The 17161-nt window shown below is 63.3% G+C and carries 17 protein-coding genes; 9 read left to right on the top strand and 8 right to left on the bottom strand.

Translation table 11 applies throughout. The annotated features are described in order from the left end of the window. Positions 1 to 4: 4 nt before the first annotated feature. Complete coding sequence (locus RS9916_RS11510; protein ID WP_007099593.1) at positions 5 to 340, bottom strand: hypothetical protein; 336 nt, start codon at positions 338 to 340, stop codon at positions 5 to 7. 111 nt (positions 341 to 451) lie between these two features. Between RS9916_RS11510 and RS9916_RS11515 the strand changes: the two genes are divergently transcribed. Beyond that, positions 452 to 1357, top strand: coding sequence for an alpha/beta fold hydrolase (locus RS9916_RS11515; protein WP_038024590.1), 906 nt, complete (start codon positions 452 to 454; stop codon positions 1355 to 1357). Between the two features lie 88 nt (positions 1358 to 1445). Beyond that, positions 1446 to 2312, top strand: a complete 867-nt coding sequence (locus RS9916_RS11520; protein WP_007099595.1) for a galactose mutarotase — start codon at positions 1446 to 1448, stop codon at positions 2310 to 2312. Positions 2313 to 2329: 17 nt separating this feature from the next. Here the strand turns inward: RS9916_RS11520 and RS9916_RS11525 are convergent, their stop codons facing one another. After that, positions 2330 to 3538 (bottom strand): FAD-binding oxidoreductase, encoded by a 1209-nt coding sequence (locus tag RS9916_RS11525; protein WP_038024591.1) that lies wholly within the window; start codon positions 3536 to 3538, stop codon positions 2330 to 2332. A gap of 86 nt (positions 3539 to 3624) precedes the next feature. Here RS9916_RS11525 and RS9916_RS11530 point away from each other — a divergent pair, with 86 nt between their 5' ends. Next, a complete protein-coding gene (locus RS9916_RS11530) occupies positions 3625 to 4107 on the top strand; it encodes a hypothetical protein (protein ID WP_198003451.1) in 483 nt (160 codons plus the stop codon). After that, positions 4104 to 5516 (top strand): four-carbon acid sugar kinase family protein, encoded by a 1413-nt coding sequence (locus RS9916_RS11535; protein WP_007099598.1) that lies wholly within the window; start codon positions 4104 to 4106, stop codon positions 5514 to 5516. The genes RS9916_RS11530 and RS9916_RS11535 overlap by 4 nt, the downstream gene beginning before the upstream one ends. On the opposite strand, the gene RS9916_RS11540 is transcribed toward RS9916_RS11535, so the two are convergent. From RS9916_RS11540 to RS9916_RS11560, 5 genes are all read right to left on the bottom strand, one after another. Continuing rightward, positions 5513 to 6817: a (Fe-S)-binding protein gene (locus tag RS9916_RS11540; protein ID WP_007099599.1), complete on the bottom strand. Its 1305-nt coding sequence runs from the start codon at positions 6815 to 6817 to the stop codon at positions 5513 to 5515. The two genes, RS9916_RS11535 and RS9916_RS11540, sit on opposite strands and share 4 nt — an antisense overlap. Next, entirely contained in the window at positions 6804 to 7571 is a 768-nt protein-coding gene (locus RS9916_RS11545; protein WP_007099600.1) for a phytanoyl-CoA dioxygenase family protein, read from the bottom strand. The genes RS9916_RS11540 and RS9916_RS11545 overlap by 14 nt, the downstream gene beginning before the upstream one ends. Then, entirely contained in the window at positions 7558 to 8373 is an 816-nt protein-coding gene (locus tag RS9916_RS11550) for a hypothetical protein (RefSeq protein WP_007099601.1), read from the bottom strand. Before RS9916_RS11550 ends, RS9916_RS11545 begins: the two co-directional genes overlap by 14 nt. Beyond that, positions 8361 to 8876, bottom strand: a complete 516-nt coding sequence (locus RS9916_RS11555) for a 2OG-Fe(II) oxygenase (RefSeq protein ID WP_232199580.1) — start codon at positions 8874 to 8876, stop codon at positions 8361 to 8363. Before RS9916_RS11555 ends, RS9916_RS11550 begins: the two co-directional genes overlap by 13 nt. 176 nt (positions 8877 to 9052) lie before the next feature. Beyond that, positions 9053 to 10477, bottom strand: a complete 1425-nt coding sequence (locus RS9916_RS11560) for an NADP-dependent isocitrate dehydrogenase (protein WP_007099603.1) — start codon at positions 10475 to 10477, stop codon at positions 9053 to 9055. Positions 10478 to 10572: 95 nt separating this feature from the next. On the opposite strand from RS9916_RS11560, the gene RS9916_RS11565 reads away from it, so the two are divergent. Further along, a complete protein-coding gene (locus RS9916_RS11565) occupies positions 10573 to 11526 on the top strand; it encodes a glycosyltransferase family 2 protein (RefSeq protein WP_007099604.1) in 954 nt (317 codons plus the stop codon). On the opposite strand, the gene RS9916_RS11570 is transcribed toward RS9916_RS11565, so the two are convergent. Beyond that, complete coding sequence (locus RS9916_RS11570; RefSeq protein ID WP_007099605.1) at positions 11498 to 12889, bottom strand: ChbG/HpnK family deacetylase; 1392 nt, start codon at positions 12887 to 12889, stop codon at positions 11498 to 11500. The genes RS9916_RS11565 and RS9916_RS11570 overlap by 29 nt on opposite strands. 32 nt (positions 12890 to 12921) lie before the next feature. Here RS9916_RS11570 and RS9916_RS11575 point away from each other — a divergent pair, with 32 nt between their 5' ends. From RS9916_RS11575 to RS9916_RS11590, 4 genes are all read left to right on the top strand, one after another. Then, positions 12922 to 13347: a hypothetical protein gene (locus RS9916_RS11575; protein ID WP_007099606.1), complete on the top strand. Its 426-nt coding sequence runs from the start codon at positions 12922 to 12924 to the stop codon at positions 13345 to 13347. A 73-nt stretch (positions 13348 to 13420) separates the two neighbouring features. Beyond that, positions 13421 to 14134 carry a heme oxygenase (biliverdin-producing) gene (locus tag RS9916_RS11580; protein ID WP_007099607.1) on the top strand — a complete coding sequence of 238 codons (714 nt, stop codon included), beginning with the start codon at positions 13421 to 13423 and terminating at the stop codon, positions 14132 to 14134. Between the two features lie 43 nt (positions 14135 to 14177). Further along, positions 14178 to 15260 carry a glycosyltransferase gene (locus tag RS9916_RS11585; RefSeq protein ID WP_038023722.1) on the top strand — a complete coding sequence of 361 codons (1083 nt, stop codon included), beginning with the start codon at positions 14178 to 14180 and terminating at the stop codon, positions 15258 to 15260. A 78-nt stretch (positions 15261 to 15338) separates the two neighbouring features. After that, complete coding sequence (locus tag RS9916_RS11590; RefSeq protein ID WP_007099609.1) at positions 15339 to 17156, top strand: ABC transporter ATP-binding protein; 1818 nt, start codon at positions 15339 to 15341, stop codon at positions 17154 to 17156. Positions 17157 to 17161 lie beyond the last annotated feature (5 nt).

Consider the following 17161-nt stretch of genomic DNA (forward strand, 5'->3'; position numbering starts at 1 on the left):
CAGGTCAGTCCTTCGTTCTGTCCTGTCCCTGACTGCGGGCCAGGAGTAGGAACAGGCTCCAACCCACCGTGATCAAAGCCAGGCTCGATGCCCAGCCTGGTCCAAGGGTCCAGCTCAGGACGAGCTGGACCACCACGCCCACCCCCAGGGCGAGCACAAGGCTGCTGATCACTAGGGCAATCTGCTGCCAGCCGGCGCTTAGCGGACTGTTGAGCAGGCTGGCTTCGAAGCGGCTGAGGGGCCCGCTCAGGGGGAGATACAGCGCCAGGGCCCAGAACACGGCGCCACGCAGAGTGGCCGGATCATTGAAAGGGCCGTAGCCGAGAGCGAAGGCGTCCAAAGGAACAAGCGCTGGCAAGGCTCCTTAGCATCACCGCTCAAGGCCTGATCTGTCGTGACCCTTGCTCCAGAAGCCGCTCCGGAAGTGGTCAGCGACCTGGTCAGCCAGCGGCTGCCCCAGACCGTGTGTGAACCCTGGGAACACCTGGGCGCGTTTGTGCATTGCCTGCACTGCGCCCCCACCGACCCTGCTGCTGCGGCCTTGGCGAAGGAGCGTCCGGCCCTGTTGTTGGTCCATGGCTTCGGGGCCTCCACCGATCACTGGCGACACAACATCCCAGTGCTGGCGCGCACCCACGAGGTGCATGCCCTTGACCTGCTCGGGTTTGGTCGCAGCGCCAAGCCGGCCGGCCTCACCTATGGCGGTGCCCTCTGGCGGGATCAGCTCGTGGCCTACGTCAAGGAACGGATCGGTCGCCCCATCGTGATCGCCGGGAATTCCCTGGGTGGTTTCGCGGCCCTCGCTGCTGGTGCTGCACTGGGGAATGACTGCGCTGGCGTGGTGCTGCTCAATGCCGCAGGCCCGTTCAGTGATGAGCAGCGGGAACCTAAAGGTTGGGGTGCCATTGCCCGTCAGACCATCGGCATGGCTCTGCTGAAGAGTCCGGTGCTGCAGCGTCTGCTGTTCGAGAACATGCGCCGCCCGGCCACCGTTCGACGCACCCTCAATCAGGTGTATGTCGATCGCACCAATGTGGATGAGGAACTGGTGGAGGCGATCCTTCTCCCATCCCGTGATCCCGGCGCCTTTGGCGTGTTCCGCACTGTGTTCGACATTCCCCGCGGGCAACCCCTCGATGAATTGTTCGCGGATTTGACTGCTCCTCTGCTGTTGCTCTGGGGAATTCGCGACCCCTGGATCAATGCGGCGGGCCGGCGCGCCAGTTTTCAACGTCATGCACCGGAGGCGACGACGGAAGTGGTGCTGGAGGCGGGCCATTGCCCCCACGATGAGGTGCCGGAGCAGGTGAATGCTGCCCTGCTGGAGTGGCTCAAAACCTTGGAACAGTGGGCATGACTGTGAGTGATCGATCGGTGTTGGCTGCACGACAGCCGGTCCTCGGTCAGCTCGTTACGGTCGCGCCACACTTGGACTGCCCAAGCCGATGGCCATGACGCTCATTCAGCAGTCCGCGCCCTACCCCCACTGGGAATTTGTTCACCCCAGCAGTGGCGATCGCTTGCGGGTGGTGCCTGAGCGTGGCGGGCTGGTGACGGAGTGGAGCTGTGGTGGCCGCGAGTGGCTGTATTTCGATCGAGAGCGCTATGCCAATCCCGCCAACAGCATTCGCGGCGGGATCCCTGTGCTGTTCCCAATTTGCGGCAATCTCCCCGGTGATGTGTTGCCGGTGAATGGGGTTGATCACACCCTCAAGCAACACGGTTTTGCCCGCGATCTGCCTTGGCAACTGCAGCTGCTCGAGGATCAGAGCGGTATCCAGCTCAGCCTGACGGACACCGCCCAGACCCGTGAGGCCTTCCCGTTCCCTTTCCGCGTGGTGATGGCGGTGCGGCCGCTGGCGCAGGCCCTGGAGATTCGCACCACCATCAGCCACACCGGTGACGGTGCGGTGGCCATGCCGTTCAGCTTTGGTCTGCACCCTTACTTCACCATCAGCGATCTGAGCCGCACCCGTCTGGAGGGCCTCGCACCCCGTTGCCTCAATCACCTGGAGATGGCGGAGACCGACACCGCCGGGCAGCTGGAGCGATTGGCCCAGGGGGTGGATCTGCTGAGTCGCCCCTCCGGCCCCGTGACCCTGGTGGATGATCTGGCTGGCACCCGGGTTCAGCTCGACCATCCGGCACCGATGGATCTCACCGTGGTCTGGACCGAGCCGCCCCGCGCCATGGTGTGCCTGGAGCCTTGGACGGGTCCGCGTCAGTCCCTGATCAGTGGCGACCGCAAGCTGGAGCTGGCGGCCGGAGAGAGCCTCGAGCTCTGCTGCACCTATCGGGTTAGTCAGGGCTGATTCTTCCCGGTCAGCCGTTATCCGTAGGGATGGGCGACCCCAGGAAGCCGACCGCGGTTGAGTTGCTGCAGGGGGTCGAACTGGCGCTTCACCGCCTCGATCAGCGGCCTGGATGGAGCATCCGTCCAGGCGTCAATCGCCTTGGTGCTTGCCGAGGGTTGTCGCAGCACACTCAGCCTGCCCCCCAGGGTCTCGACGCGCTGACGCAAGCTCTTCAGCTGATCGCATCGGGTTGCCCCGTCCGTCGGGACCCAGCCATCACCACTGCCGGCGGCGGCGGCCACCTGCCAGTGCCATCCCTGCAGCGCCTGCAGTTCCGCGCTGCGGAACAGGGCCTGGACTTGGGTGGGGGCCAGGGCGAGTCGCAGCAACCAGGGTGGTGTGGCCGTAGTGCTGCTCTCTGCGGGTGGTAAGGGTCCCTCCCAGGGGTGTGGTTCCGCGCTCAGCTGGTGGTGCTCGGCAAGGGACCGCAGGCGGTTCAGCTGGTCCTCCACTGCCGCATCACTGACGCTGGCGACCCCCACCTGGATGCGCAGCGGTTGCGCTGGGCCGCACTGCCAATTGAGCAGCTCGGGGGTGAGGGTGCTGGCCACCACGTCGGCGCGCCAGGCCTCCAGCGCTTCGAGGGGGCCGTGAATCATGAGTAGGGCCCGTGCGGGACGAATCGGTTGCACCCGCAGGGTGAGTTCGCTGATCAGGGCGAGGCTGCCCCAGCTGCCGCAGAGCAGGCGCATCAGGTCGTAGCCGGCCACGTTCTTCACCACCCGGCCGCCGGCATGGGCTTCGGTGCCGTCGCTGCGAATCAGTCCGATGCCGATGATCTGGTCGCGAACCCCCAGGTGGCGGTGACGCAGGCCTCCGGCCAGTCCTCGGGCCACCAGCCCTCCCACGCTGCCTGCTGAGTCAGTGCCTGCGGAATCATTGCCCGCTGAATCAGCGTCCTTCAGGTTCGTGCCAAAAGGCCAGTCGACGGGGAGCCATTGCTGGTGTTCCGCCAATTGCGCTTGCAGATCGGCCAGGGGCAGTCCCGCCTGCAAGGTGATCGTGAGGTCGTCGACGGCATGGTCGAGCACGGCCTTGCAGTGGCGCAGGCTGAGCACCGGTGCCGGTTTGAGCGGGGCTCCCCAGCTGAGGCGGCTGCCCAGACCGGAGGGGATCCAGGGGCTGGCGCTGGCGTGCAGATCACGCACCACGTCCTGGACCGCGGCCAGGTTGTCTGGCGCGATGGTCTGGGGTGAGCTGGTGTTGGCGACGAACGTATCGATAACCGGTGGGTTCTGCCGAGAATGATGGTGCCATGGGCCTTGCTGCCATGACTCGACAAGTGCGCCGATTGGTCCACAGTGTGCTCCTGCTCCATCTGGGGATCTGTGGTCAGGGCGCTTTGGCTCAGAGGGCTGAACCACCGTTGCCCAACGCCAGTGGTGACTTTTTGAGCAGCCAGACCCAGGGCAATCGCGGGCTTTACGAGGTGCGCCATTGGCTGATGGTGGAGCGGGATCCAGAGGGAACCCACTGCCGGTCTTTGGCAACCCATCAACCGATTGCCCGGCTTCACTACGGGGATGTGGTGGTCACCGACACCCCGGAGCATGGCCTTCAGCAGGCGGTGCTGATGGTGAACGGTCGCCCCTGGCTGCGCGTGCGTCTGCCGGGCTGGCGTCAGTTGGATGTTGCGCAGCGCAGTCAAGCTTCCGTTGTTTGTCTGGTGCGTGCCAATGCAGGGTTTATTGCTCCAGTGAATGGGTCTGATCTGATCGAGATTGAGGAGCGCGCGAGGCGGAGTCCTCGGTGAAGGTTGTGGTGATCGACGACGACCCCACGGGGTCGCAAACGGTTCACAGCTGTCCGTTGTTGCTGCGCTGGGACCGGGAGACCTTGCGCCGTGGTTTGCGCCATCCCTCGCGATTGCTGTTTGTGCTGGCCAACACCCGGGCGCTGTCGCCGTCTGAGGCCGCCGCACGGAACCGAGAGATTGTGGAGGAATTGGCTGCAGCGATGGCTGCGGACAACATGCGCCCTGATCAGGTGCAGTTGGTCAGCCGAGGTGACTCCACCCTGCGGGGCCATGGCGTGTTGGAGCCCCAGGTGCTGGCGGAGGCCTGGCAGGCACGCTTTGAGCCCGTGGACGCCACGTTGCATGTGCCGGCGTTCCTGCCGGGGGGGCGCACGACCGTGGACGGGGTGCATCTTCTGCATGGGGATCCTGTTCACACCACCGCGTTTGCCCAGGACCGGTTGTTTGGTTTCAGCACCAGCGATCTGGCCGCCTGGCTGGAGGAGAAAAGTGGTGGCGCGATTGCACAGGCCTCAGTGATGCGGCTGGGCTGGGGGGTGTTGGATCGGGCTGCTGAAGGGCGCCGTGGTGGTGAACCTGCAGGTTTCACGGCTCTGCTCCACTGGCTTGAGGGTCTTGAGGACAATCAACCCGTGGTGGTTGATGCCACCCGCGTCGAGCAATTGGAGGCCCTTGGGGCGGCCGTTCATCAGTTGCAGGGCCGCAAACGCTTTCTGTTTCGTTCCGCCGCCAGCCTCCTTAATGGCCTGGTGGATGGTGGATCCTGCCCCCTAGGGCCTCAGCCTTTGGATGCGACTGGCCTGGCAGGTTTGCGGCGTCAGCATTCAGGCAGGCCTCAGCCTGGGTTGGTGCTGGTGGGTTCCCATGTGCCGTTGGCGGATCAGCAGCTGCAGCAGCTGTTGCGGGAGCCTGCATGCGAAGGGCTGGAGTTGCCCGTGGCCCGCATCGCCCGAGTGCTGGAAGGGGGCCAGGCCGACTGGTTGTTGCCGGATCTGGAACTGGAGTGGCGCACGCGGCTGGAGGCGCTGCTGGCCCGAGGTTGCACCCCCGTGCTGTTCACCAGCCGCGGCGAGCTGGGGTTTGGCGAGGGGGAAGGGGCGGTGCTCCGGCGGCTCCGGTTTGGGATGGAGTTGGCCCGGGTGATGGGGCGTCTGGTGGCGGCCCTGGCACCGCAGCTGGGTTATGTGATTAGCAAGGGCGGCATCACCACCGGCACCCTGCTGGCGGAGGGGCTCGGGCTCGAAGCGGTGCAGCTGGAGGGACAGTTGCTGCCGGGACTGTCGTTGGTGCGGCCGTTGCCTTCGGCTGGTTCAGCGCATCAGGGGCTGCCGATCATCACCTTCCCAGGAAATCTTGGCGACGCCGACACGCTGGCGCAGGCCTGGCGGCAGATGGAGGGGCGCTAGAGCAGTCCGGCTGAGGTCGCCAGCAGTTCCATCGGGTGACGCACCGCGGGGGCCTGGTCGTCTGGAGGCAGGTGGCGGCGCAATTGCAGCGTGCAACCGATGTTGGCGCTGGCAATCAGCCCGGCGCCTGTGCTCTGCAGGTCGTTGGCTTTGATCCGCCCCAGGGCGGCGGCTTCGTCGGGTTGCACCAGGTTGTAGATGCCGGCACTGCCGCAGCAGACACCGGCTTCCGTGGCCTCGCGCAGTTGCAGGTGGGGAATCGCCTGCAGCAGGGCCCGCGGTTGCGCCGTGATTCCCTGGCCATGGATCATGTGGCAGGCATCGTGATACGCCACTGACAGGGGCTCGGCGGGGCTGGCCTGCTGTCCCTCTGGGTGTTGGAGGGGCATCAGGGCTGCGCGGAACTCTTCACTCAGCCCGCGTTCCATCAGGAATTCATGCACGTCCTGCACGGGGCAGGGGAATCCGCTGGCGCCTGGTTCGAGCAGTTCTCCATAGGCCTTGAGGGTGTGGCCGCAGCCGGAAGCAGCCACGAGGACGGCATCCAAGGGCTGTGGATTGGGGATGGCCTGGAAGCTGGCCACCAAGGTGGTGGCCAGCTCGCGGGTCTGGTCCATCTGGCCCTGGTGATGGCTCACGGCACCACAACAGCCCTGGTTCGGCGGGATCACCACCTCGAAACCATTGGCCTGGAGCACCGCCACGGTGGCTGCGTTGACCTTGGGGTCAAAGCACCGCTGCACGCACCCCAGCACCAGCCCGACCCGGCCGCGGCGTTGTCCATGGGCCGGCGACACGGTGGGGAAGCGATCGGCGAAGCCTTCCGGGGCCAGAGCTGGCAACAGAGCATCCATGGCATTCAGCTGCGGCCCAAGCAGCTTCAGCACGCCGCTGCGGCGCACGAGGGATTGCAGTGGGGTGCCGGCATAGGCCCGCAGCGGAGTGAGCAGGGCTCTCAATCGGCGGGGATAGGGGAGCACGGCCAGTAGCAGCTGCCGGAATGTGTGCTGCCAAGGGCTGCGCAGCTCAGGGTTGTTGAGGCGCGGACGGGTGGCCTCGATCAGCTGGTCGTAACGCACGCCGGACGGGCAGGCGCTGACGCAAGCGAAGCACCCGAGGCAGCTGTCGAAATGCCCGGCAACGGTGGCATCCAGGCTCAGTTCACCGGTATCGATCGCCTTGAGGGTGTGGATGCGACCGCGCGGCGAGTCCATTTCCGTCCCCAGCACCCGGTAGCTGGCGCAGGTGGGCAGGCAGAAGCCGCAGTGAACGCAGGGATCGGAAGGATCAGGACTGGCCATGGCGCCATTGTGCTGGGCTGAATGGGGTACCTGGCTGCTGCAGGCGTCGCCCGAGGCTGTGCTGGTTGGTGCGGCGCAGCACGTTCACGATTTCCGGGTGGTGGGAACCGTTGAGCGCTGACTCGGCGTTGAGAGTGAGTGGGCCGCTGAGGTAATTGACGATCAGTGCCAGGCGCGGAGCGGCGGTGCGGTTGCTGCAGGATCCATGCAGGGTCCAGGGCGTGTGGATGGTTGCATCCCCGAAGGCCATGGGTGTGGCCACACAAGGAGAGGTCTCCGGTAGGCCAATGGGAGGGCTGCTGGCCTGTTGGGGTTGCTCCAGGAGGCAGTGGCGGTGGCTCCCGGGCAGAAACTGAATCGGTGCGTTGGCGGCATCGATCGCTTGCAGTGGCAACCACACCGTGAAGGCGGCGAGTTGGTCGCTTGGGATGAAGCGGGCGTCTTGATGCCAGGCGGTGCCGGGTTCACCGGTGCGTTTTCTGTAGAGAGTTGCGGCTAGAAGCTTCACGGGAGCTTGGCCCAGGCCACACGTGCTTTGGAGCCGTGCCAGCAAGCTGGGTTGTTGCAGGAGATCGGCGAGCTCGGGCAGGTCGTCCTGCAGAAACCAGAGGGGCTCTCCCTGGCTTTCCCAGCGCTTGGCTGCTTCCAGGATGGGAGCTGTGAGTCGACGCAGTCTGGTGCGGCTGGCCTGGTCCAGCAGCTCAGGCACCCAGGTGAAACCATCCCGCTCCAGGCAGGCGTCAGCGAGGCGCATGGCTCAGCAGATACAACTTCATCGACCAGGTGCCATCGCTCTCAGGGCTCAGTTTGAGATGGCTGAAGCCGTCTTGATGGCTCGGACTCTGCTGTTGACGCCAGTTGTGATGGTGTCGCTGGCATTCCGTGATGGTCTCAGGCGAACACCAGGGCTCCAGTGCTTGCAGCAGGGTCTGCACCAGTGGGTCATTGATCGCGCTGCCACGCTGCAGCCGTCCTACGGGGAACAATTCGAACCCCAGGCGTTGGATGCCATCCGCTCCCCAGTCACATGTGGCGGACCAGCAGAACGTTTCTGCCTGGAGGAGTTCTGCCAGGGTGTCTCTGCATAGGTTTGGTGCCTGGCGTGTCAGCCAGGCCCACTGATCGGGGCCGGTGAGGTTGAGGCGAATGGCCCCGTGTTGGTGGTCGGTTCTGCTGGGGAAGAATCCGCAGTGACTGATCCCCAGGTCCAGGTCGTCGCTGCTGGGCCAGTACAGCGGTTGCTCGACCTGGGGTATGAGCTGCTGGCGCGCTGCCCCCACACCTTCGGCCAGCGCTCCTTTGCGGTGATCGAGGCGAAAGAACACACCCGGGGGATGCGCAAAGGGATGGTCGAATTCCAGCCAGGGTTCCCGCAGCACGCCCCCGGCCACCTGCAGGCTCCGGTCGATGCGATCGCACAGGTCGCTCCAGGCGTCCCAGCCATGGCGCTGCCGGGGTGGTGGCAGCGGGAAGGACAGGTCTGCAGGCCTCTTGGGATCGTCCAGGCGGTACTCGCAGAGAACGACCCTGGCGATTGGTGGCGTTAGACGTAGCAATGCAGTCGGGTGTGGCTGCGATTGAGACGCAGGAATCCTCCCAGCACCACCCGCAGTTCCGGTCCTGATGTGGGCAGCACCTGATGGCGGCGGCAGCCGGCGTTAAACAGCAGCAGCTCGCCAGGGGATAGGGGCACGCAGGTCTCATCGGCGCTGATCTGCAGCTCTCCTCCCTGGGTGGCGGAGCGGACGCCGTACAGAAAGCTCAGTTGAAACGCGGGCTCCAGGGCCACGTCGCAGAGGGTGCCGTTTTCGATCAGGTTGAGGGGATTCCAGTCCTGCTCGCAGTGCTCTGGAATGCGGCCTCCGCTGGCCATTTCCCGCAGCGCCCACCCCGGCAGTTGGCTTCCGTCGCTGCTGCTGAGCAGGTCCAGGGGTAGGCCGAAGTGTTGGCTGAACAACGCAGCCACCGGTGCAAAAAACAGTTGCTCGAGTTGGTCCACGGCGGCGAGCTTGCAGCGCAGCTGGAGATGGTCGAGGTAGCGCTGAGGATCGGTGCCCACGCAACTGCGTGGCAAGGTGCGCCCCCAAGGTGTTGGCGCCCAGGTGCCGCTGTCATCGAGCCCCTGCAATGCATTGCAGAGGGCGGCGATGGCGGAATGGTCCAGAGCGGGTTGCCAGCGTCTCAGCGCCAGCTCCCCCCTCAGGACTGCGGCAACGGCTTCGGCGGTTTGCGGGCTCAGAACCGTTCGATGATGGCCTCGGCGAAGCCGCTGCAGCTGACGGCATCCACTTTGGGCTCCATCAGTCGGGCCAGGTCATAGGTGACCTGCTGGTCGGCAATGGCGGCGCTGAGCCCTTTGGTAATCAGATCGGCGGCCTCTTGCCAGCCGAGGAATTCCAGCATCATCACGCCGCTGAGGATCACCGAGCCGGGGTTGATGCGGTCGAGGCCGGCATGCTTCGGGGCGGTGCCGTGGGTGGCTTCGAAGATGGCCGCATTCGCTCCGATGTTGGCGCCGGGGGCCATCCCCAGACCGCCCACCATGGCGGCCGCGGCATCGGAGATGTAGTCGCCGTTGAGGTTCAGGGTGGCGAGGATCGAATACTCCTGAGGGCGGGTCTGAATCTGCTGGAAGATGCTGTCGGCGATACGGTCGTCCACCAGCACCATCTCCCTCCACTTGCCGTTGCCATGGCTGGCGCCGATGGTGTCAATCACGGCCTGAACTTCGGCGTCGATCGCCCCTTTCTTTTCCGGGGTGAGGCTGTCGTAGCCCGGTTCGATCATGCGGGCATTGGCCTGCACGCTCAGGTTCGCATCGTTATCGAGGTTGCCCAGGATCCAGCTTTCCCGCTCGGTGATGCACACGTCGCGGAATTCGGTGGTGGCCAGTTCATAGCCCCAGTCGCGGAAGGCGCCTTCCGTGAATTTCATGATGTTGCCCTTGTGCACCAGAGTCACGTGGCGCTTGTCGCCCTGGAGGCGCAGGGCGTGCTGGATGGCCTTGCGGATGTGGCGCTGGCTGCCGTGCTTGCTCACTGGCTTGATGCCGATGCCGGCCCCTTCAGGAATCTGGCGCTTGCCCAGCTTGCCGTTGGCGGGGATTACCACCTCGTTGAGATGTTTCCGTAGTTCCTGGCCCACGGCGTCATCGGCTTCCCACTCGATCCCCATGTAGATGTCTTCGGTGTTCTCCCGGTAGACGATCACGTCCAGATCCTGGGGACGCTTGTGGGGGCTGGGGGTGCCTTCGTAGTAACGGCAGGGGCGCACGCAGCAGTAGAGATCAAAGATCTGGCGCAGGGCCACATTCAACGACCGGATCCCGCCTCCGACCGGCGTGGTGAGAGGGCCCTTGATGGCGACGCCGTAGGTGCGGATCGCCTCGAGGGTGTCTTCGGGCAGGTACTGGTAGGTGCCATAGAGGTCGCAGGCTTCATCACCGGCGTAGACCTTGAACCACTCGATTCGCTTGGCGCCGCCATAGGCCTTGGCCACAGCCGCATCCAGCACTTTCTGGGTGGCTGGCCAGATGTCCACGCCGGTGCCATCGCCGCGGATAAACGGAATGATCGGGTCGTTGGCCACTACGGGCTGGCCGTTCTCGAAGCGGACCGGTGTGCCCTGGGTGGGGGCGGTGAGCTTCTCGAACTGAGCCATGGAGAACGGGAGCCGTGGGGCGTTAGTGCAATGGGGCGAGCCTATGACTTAGACGGCGATCCCTAAAGTTCCCTTTGATCAGCCTCCGGTGACCCATGGTGAAACCTGCAGGGGTTTGGGTTGTGGCTGCCTGTTTCAACGAGCAGGCCGTGATCACCCATTTCATCGAACGGGTGCTGGCGGTGCCCGGGGTGGAGCGGTTGGTGCTGATCGATGACGGGTCCCGAGACGGCACCGTTGATCAGATCCGCGCGTTTCAAAAGCATCAACAGCAGCTTGGCGAGCCTGTTCCCGTCACCCTGTTGGAGCTCACCCGCAATTTCGGCAAGGAGGCGGCGATGCTGGCAGGCCTCGACCATGCCCGAGGGAACTGTGCTGCCGCGGTGTTGATCGATTCCGATCTGCAGCACCCGCCCGAGCTGATCGAAGCGATGATCGACCAGTGGAAGGCTGGTGCAGAAGTGGTCACGGCGGTCCGCGATGACAGGGATCAGGAATCCCGCCTCAAGGTGGCCAGTGCTTCCTGGTTTTACCGGGTGTTCAACAAGCTGGTGGATTCAATTCAGCTCCAGGAAGGGGCCGGCGACTACAGGCTGCTGGATGCACCGGTGCTCGAGGCGCTGACCCGGCTGCGGGAATCCAGCCGGTTCTCCAAAGGTCTGTTGCCTTGGACTGGGTTCCGCAGTGTTGAACTGCCTTACCAGCGGGTGAGCCGCAGCGGCGGTGCCAGCTCCTGGAGTCCGCTCAAGCTCTGGAGCTATGCCCTTGACGGCATCTTTTCCTTTTCCGTGCTTCCTCTGAAGGTGTGGAGTGTCATCGGGGTGCTGGTGTCGCTGCTCAGCCTGATCTATGCCCTGGTGATCGTGCTCGACACTGTTTTCACCGGCGTTGATGCTCCAGGCTTCGCCACCTTGATCGTCGCCATCCTCTTTTTGGGCGGTATTCAGCTGATCGGGATTGGGGTCTTGGGGGAATACATCGGTCGGATTTATGTGGAGGCCAAGGCCCGCCCCCACTACTTCATCCGCGCGATTGACCGCACCGATTGAGGGTGCGCACGGCCTCCCATTCCCGTTGGCGCCAAGGGGAACCGGCGAATGGAGCTGACACCCCAAACCCATCCCTCTGCAGGTCGCGCTCGAGCGGAGCGCCTGGATGAACCAGCACTTGGGGTGGCGTTTGCGACGGGTTCTGAGCTGGAGCTCGACTGCTCAGTTCCCTCCACCCGGCCTCCAAGGCCAGGGGCCCCATCTGCCCGGTGAACAGCACGCCCGCAAATCCGTCATTGCTGGCGATGCCCTGTCTGCGCTGACGCCCTGCTGCCCGGGTGGTGAGCACTTGCAGGACTCCCCATTTCAGCAGCCCAGCACTGCGGATTGCGGCACGCCAGCTGCTGAGGGGGAGCCCTGTGGGCAGTGGCTCAGCGGTGCTGCGCATCCAGGTGATGCCTTTCTCCTGCGCCAGGTTGAGCAGGGTGTCGTGGATCAGGGGGACGAGGTGGATGTGCTGGTGGCCGTCTAGAGCCAGTGGCGCGACACCGCCCACCAGTTGCTCGAAGCGTTCGATCTGAGCGTTGATTTCGGCTCGCAGCTGGCGCCTGACCCTGCGGCGACGCGGGTGCCTAGGCGGGAGCAATGAGATCAGCAGCCACTGTCCGAACGACAGCATCAGATGGCCATTGGCGTCGACCAGATCAGGGATGCTCGCAGCCGGTGCACAGCAGGGACCTTCGGTGAGGCAGAGATGCAGGCAAAGTTGCAGATCGCTCCGTCTTGCCTCCAGGTTTTTCCAGCGCCTGACGGCAGGTTGCACCTCAGCACCCTGCACCAGCAGGCTGGCGCCATCGAGCTGGCCTGCTTCGATCAACGCCAGGATCGCTTCGTTGCTGGCCTCACTCAGCCCCAGGTCATCGGCATGGAGGCGGGGCCGGCTGCCGCTCTGACGGCGGCGTTGACTGAACCGGGCCGCTCGTGACCAGATCAGGGCATTGAGCACGGTGGGGGTGAACACCAGCATGGCGAGCCGCACGGGTGCGGGAACCAGTGCCGGCAGCACCAGAGGCAACAGGCTGCAGATGGTGAGATTGACCGCGTATTGCAGCACCAGCCAGCGGCGCGCAAAGCGGGCGCCGCCGGTTTCCGGGCGGAAGGTGAAGCGGGCATGGCCGAGATACCCCGCCAGGGATGCGGCCAGGAAGGCCAGGGGATTGGCGAGCCACAGCGGCATCACCACACCGAGGGCCAGCAGCACCCCTGCATGAACCGCGGCGGCCGCGACGCCGACGAGGCCATAGAGGCTGATTCGGGTGCTGATGGAGCGCAAAGCCATGGTTGGCCCCCCTTCGACCAGAACCGTTCCGGTTTGAACACTGTGGTCGCAACCGTAACGGTCGCTGGCACGTGCGCTCAGCACCCTTCATCCTGAACGCATCGCCTTCGACAGTCGTGAACGCAGCTGAAGCCATTCACAGCGTTCCACAGGCCCAGGCGCTGGCGTCGTCCGTGACGCTGGTGCGGCAGCACTTCCCTGCAGCGAAGCCCAACCTCAGCCCCTGGCGCGATGACCCGCAAACACGCCAGTGGACGGAAGAGGAAACCCTCGACCTGGCCTTCCACTTCCCTGGCTGGAGTCCGCGCCTGCAGTGCCGCAGTCTGTTGTTGCAGCTGCGTCTTCGGGTGGACCCGCGGGAAGAGAGCTCTCCGTTGCTGGGCGTGCTGATGCGCGGGATGACCTACGACGGTGAACGCTGGCGATTGGCCACGGTGGGCGACTGGCAGCCGAGTGGCTCCCATCTGCCTCAGCCCGATCAAGTGCTGCGCTTGCAGCAGATCTGCCGTGAACTGCACACCGTGTTTGCCGTGGCCTCGTAACCCTTCGCAAACCAGAGGGCTTCTGGCGGGAAATGGCTTTTATGGTTCTCTTCTGTGCCACAAGGTCTGTTCCATGTCTGTCGCTTTGGCTGCCCAGCTGCGTGAAGGCACCAAGAAGTCGCACACCATGGCCGAAAACACCGGCTTTGTGAGCTGCTTCCTCAAGGGTGTGGTCGACAAGGCCAGTTATCGAAAACTGGTGGCCGACCTTTATTTCGTGTACACGGCGATGGAGGAGGAGATCGCCAAGCTGGGTGATCACCCTGTGGTGGGCCCCGTGGGGATGAAAGAGCTCAACCGCAGCGAAGCGCTGGAGCAAGACCTCACCTATTACTTCGGTGCCAACTGGAAGGACGAGATCAAGCCATCCCCTTCCGCAGCTGCCTATGTGGAGAGGATTCACGCCGTCGCCCAAGAGTCACCTGAGCTGTTGGTGGGTCATCACTACACCCGTTACCTGGGTGATCTCTCCGGTGGCCAGATCCTCAAGAACATCGCTCAAAAGGCGATGAACATGGATGGCGATGACGGACTGCGTTTCTACGTCTTCGATGACATCGCTGACGAGAAGGCGTTTAAAACCACCTATCGCTCAACGATGGATGAGCTTCCTATCGATCAGGCCATGGCTGATCGCATCGTGGAAGAGGCCAACCATGCGTTCCACCTGAACATGAACATGTTCAAAGAGCTGGAAGGCAACCTGGTGGCCGCCATCGGCAAGGTGTTGTTTGGTTTCCTCACCCGTCGTCAGCGGGCTGGCAGCACGGAGGCCGCCACCGCCTGATTTCAGGCTTGCTTGAGCGGGATGGTTTCGTCACCCTGAGCTGATGCCATCCGCTCCTCCGTCGATTCCACAACGACTCACTCCCATCAGGGTTCTGGTGCCTGGCACCGGAACCCGTTTTCGTTGTGGTGGGTTGAGTGTTGCACTGCAAACGGCCCGGCTGTTATCGCAGTTGCGGCCCATGCAGCTGGTCACCTACCGCCAGCGCCAGGCCGATCATCCGTTTCTCGATGACCTGTTGCGACAGGAGAAGGCTCCAGCCGACGCGCTCTGGCTGGTGAGCTGGGGCTTTGACGTGCCCATGCTGTTGCGCCGGCTGCACGGTCGACCCGTCATTTACCAGGCCCATAGCAGTGGCTACGGCTTTGACCTGCCGCCAGGCGTGCCGGTGTTGGCGGTCAGTCGAAACACCCTCGGGTATTGGGGCGACCGTGCTCCACGAAACCCCCTGTTCTTTCTTCCGAACGCCCTGGAGCCGCAGTGGTTTGAGCGGGGTGCTCGCCACCAAGCATCGGACGCGCGTTCCCTCGATGTGCTGGTGCAGCGGCGCAAAAGCAGTGACTACGTGCTTCGGCAGCTTGTGCCTGCCTTGCGAGCCAGGGGGCTGCGGGTGGAGGTGCAGGACGGCTGGGTCGACGATCTGGTGGATCTGTTCAACAGCGCCAAGGTGTATGTCTATGACTCGGCAGAGCACTGGCGTGCTGCGGGGGTCAGTGAAGGGTTTGGCTTGCCTCCATTGGAGGCGATGGCTTGCGGGTGTGTGGTGTTCAGCAGTGTCAACCACGCCCTTGCCGACACTCTCACGCCTGGAGAGATCGGGCATCAGATCGGTTGCGGAAGTCTGGACCACGACGTCAATCGCATTGCTGCTGCCGTGGCTGATCCAGCCGCTTGGCGTCCGCCTGCGGAGGTGTTGGATCCATTCCTCGAGCCCTATTCCGAGCCCGCTTTGATGGCTCGCTGGCAGAGGGTGCTCCAGCACTTGGATGACCTTCTTCCTGCCCTTGCCACTGGCTCAGTGTTGCAGTCGCAATCGCTCTGGCGCCTGCGCTGGAACCGCCGCCGTCGCGGGCTGCTGCGGGTGGTCAATCGGTTGCCTGGCTGGCCTGCAGGCCGGAAAGGTTGAGGGTTCGAGCGGTCTAAGGTCCAATGATCTGGAAATGGATCGCCTTGTGATCAGCAAGGTGGATCCCTGACGGTCTCCATGCCCTTGCAAAGTCAGACCTGGAGCAATCTCCGTCAGCTGCTGCGTGAGTTGCCGAAGCGGCGCGTCCGCTTGCTGATCCTGGTTCTGCTGGCCTCCCTGGTGCAGGGCCTGCTGGACGTGTTTTTGGTGGCTCTGTTGGCCCGCCTTGTGGGTCTGTTGGCAGGTGCGCGACTGGAGGACTACTTGCCCGGGATCAAGGTCTTTGGCGGTGGTTTCCTTGATCAGTCGGGATGGCTTGTGGCGCTGCTAATCGCGTCCTTCTGGCTGGCGTCGGCGATTCGTTTTGTCGTTGCGTTGATGCAGAGCCTTCTCAGCGCTGAGGTTTGGAACGATCTGGTGAACAAGGTGTATGACAACCTCATGCGCCAGAAATACGAATTCTTTATTCGTCAGCGCACTGCCAATCTCTCTGAAAAGTTCAACCGAATTCTCAATAGCGTTTCTACTGGCGTCATTAGTCCGATTCTGCTGATTGCTGGAAATCTGGTTTCGGTTGCGTCGCTCCTGGTGGGCGTGGTGGTGGTGCTGGGGGTCAAAGCTTTGGCGGTGTTTGCGCTGATGTTGCTGGCCTATGTGATCTCCTCCAAGATCATTACCCCTTATCTCCGCCTTGCCACCAAGCAGCGCATTCGTTACGGGCGTCGGATCAATTTGTTGTTGATGGAATCTCTGCGTTCGATGCGCGAGGTTCAGCTGTATTCCGCCGAGCAGTATTTCGTCTCCCGCTTTGCTCGCGATGGGGTCATTGCCAAGCGTTACGACCGAATTGGTCGCTTGCTCCCCGATGTGCCTCGTCTGGTGATCGAACCAGCAGGGATCACGATTCTGTTCGTGGTGGGCATTGTTCCCGCCATGCTCAGTGGTGATTCGGAGGGCATCAAAAATGCCATCCCGGCGCTGTCAGCGGTGTTGGTGGCCCTGCTGAGGATTTCAGGTCCGTTGCAGTCGATGTTCCGCAGTATCAATCGCTTGCGGGGCGGCTTGCCAGAAATTGCCGATGCTTTGGAGTTGCTCAGCCTCAAGCCCGAGCGTTATCTCCTTGATTCGCCAGGAGTGCCCACGCCTGATGGCGTGATGCCGCGCCGCTATATCCAGCTGCAGGATGTGAGTTTCGCCTACGCCAGTGATGCCAAGCCCGTGATCAATGGCATCAACCTTTCCATTCCGATTGGGGCTCGCATTGCCCTGGTGGGGCGAACCGGCAGTGGAAAAACCACGCTGGCCCATTTGATTTTGGGATTGTTTCAGCCCACGCAAGGGGAGCTGTTGCTCGATGGCATTGAAGTATCCGATCAGGAAGTGCCGGCTTGGCAGGCCAACTGTGCGTTCGTTCCTCAGACCATCCGTCTGATTGATGGCAGCATTCGCGACAATGTGGCCTTCGGTTGTGACGGCGACTCCATTGATGATGACCAGGTGTGGGCTGCTTTAGAGGCGGCTCAATTTGATGAATACGTCGCGGGAATGACCTACGGCCTCTACACCATGATTGGAGAAAACGGCATCAAGCTGTCTGGTGGGCAGCGTCAACGTCTTTCTCTCGCCAGAGCCTTTTTCCGTGGGGCCAAGGTGTTGGTCTTGGATGAGGCCACAAGCGCTTTAGACAACAAGACTGAGCACGATGTGATGCAGGCTCTCGATATTGTTGGTCGCCGCTGCACCACGATTGTGATTGCTCACCGTCTCTCCACGGTGAAAAAGTGTGACCTGATTTATGAAATGGCCAACGGTGAAATTATTGCCAGCGGCGATTTTCAGCAGTTGCAGGAACGTTCGCCCTCGTTCCGTGAGATGGCCCTGATCGAGGGCGACTGAGGCGG

The organism is Synechococcus sp. RS9916 (assembly GCF_000153825.1).
Taxonomy (GTDB): Bacteria; Cyanobacteriota; Cyanobacteriia; order PCC-6307; family Cyanobiaceae; genus Synechococcus_C.

What these genes read in the sequence shown, in the direction of transcription:
- RS9916_RS11565 (WP_007099604.1), top strand. Translation starts at nt 10,573, where the DNA reads ATGGTGAAACCTGCAGGGGTTTGGGTTGTGGCTGCCTGTTTCAACGAG.
- RS9916_RS11560 (WP_007099603.1), bottom strand. Translation starts at nt 10,477, where the DNA reads ATGGCTCAGTTCGAGAAGCTCACCGCCCCCACCCAGGGCACACCGGTC.
- RS9916_RS11545 (WP_007099600.1), bottom strand. Translation starts at nt 7,571, where the DNA reads ATGCGCCTCGCTGACGCCTGCCTGGAGCGGGATGGTTTCACCTGGGTG.
- RS9916_RS11540 (WP_007099599.1), bottom strand. Translation starts at nt 6,817, where the DNA reads ATGGCCAGTCCTGATCCTTCCGATCCCTGCGTTCACTGCGGCTTCTGC.
- RS9916_RS11580 (WP_007099607.1), top strand. Translation starts at nt 13,421, where the DNA reads ATGTCTGTCGCTTTGGCTGCCCAGCTGCGTGAAGGCACCAAGAAGTCG.
- RS9916_RS11585 (WP_038023722.1), top strand. Translation starts at nt 14,178, where the DNA reads ATGCCATCCGCTCCTCCGTCGATTCCACAACGACTCACTCCCATCAGG.
- RS9916_RS11520 (WP_007099595.1), top strand. Translation starts at nt 1,446, where the DNA reads ATGGCCATGACGCTCATTCAGCAGTCCGCGCCCTACCCCCACTGGGAA.
- RS9916_RS11590 (WP_007099609.1), top strand. Translation starts at nt 15,339, where the DNA reads ATGCCCTTGCAAAGTCAGACCTGGAGCAATCTCCGTCAGCTGCTGCGT.
- RS9916_RS11530 (WP_198003451.1), top strand. Translation starts at nt 3,625, where the DNA reads ATGACTCGACAAGTGCGCCGATTGGTCCACAGTGTGCTCCTGCTCCAT.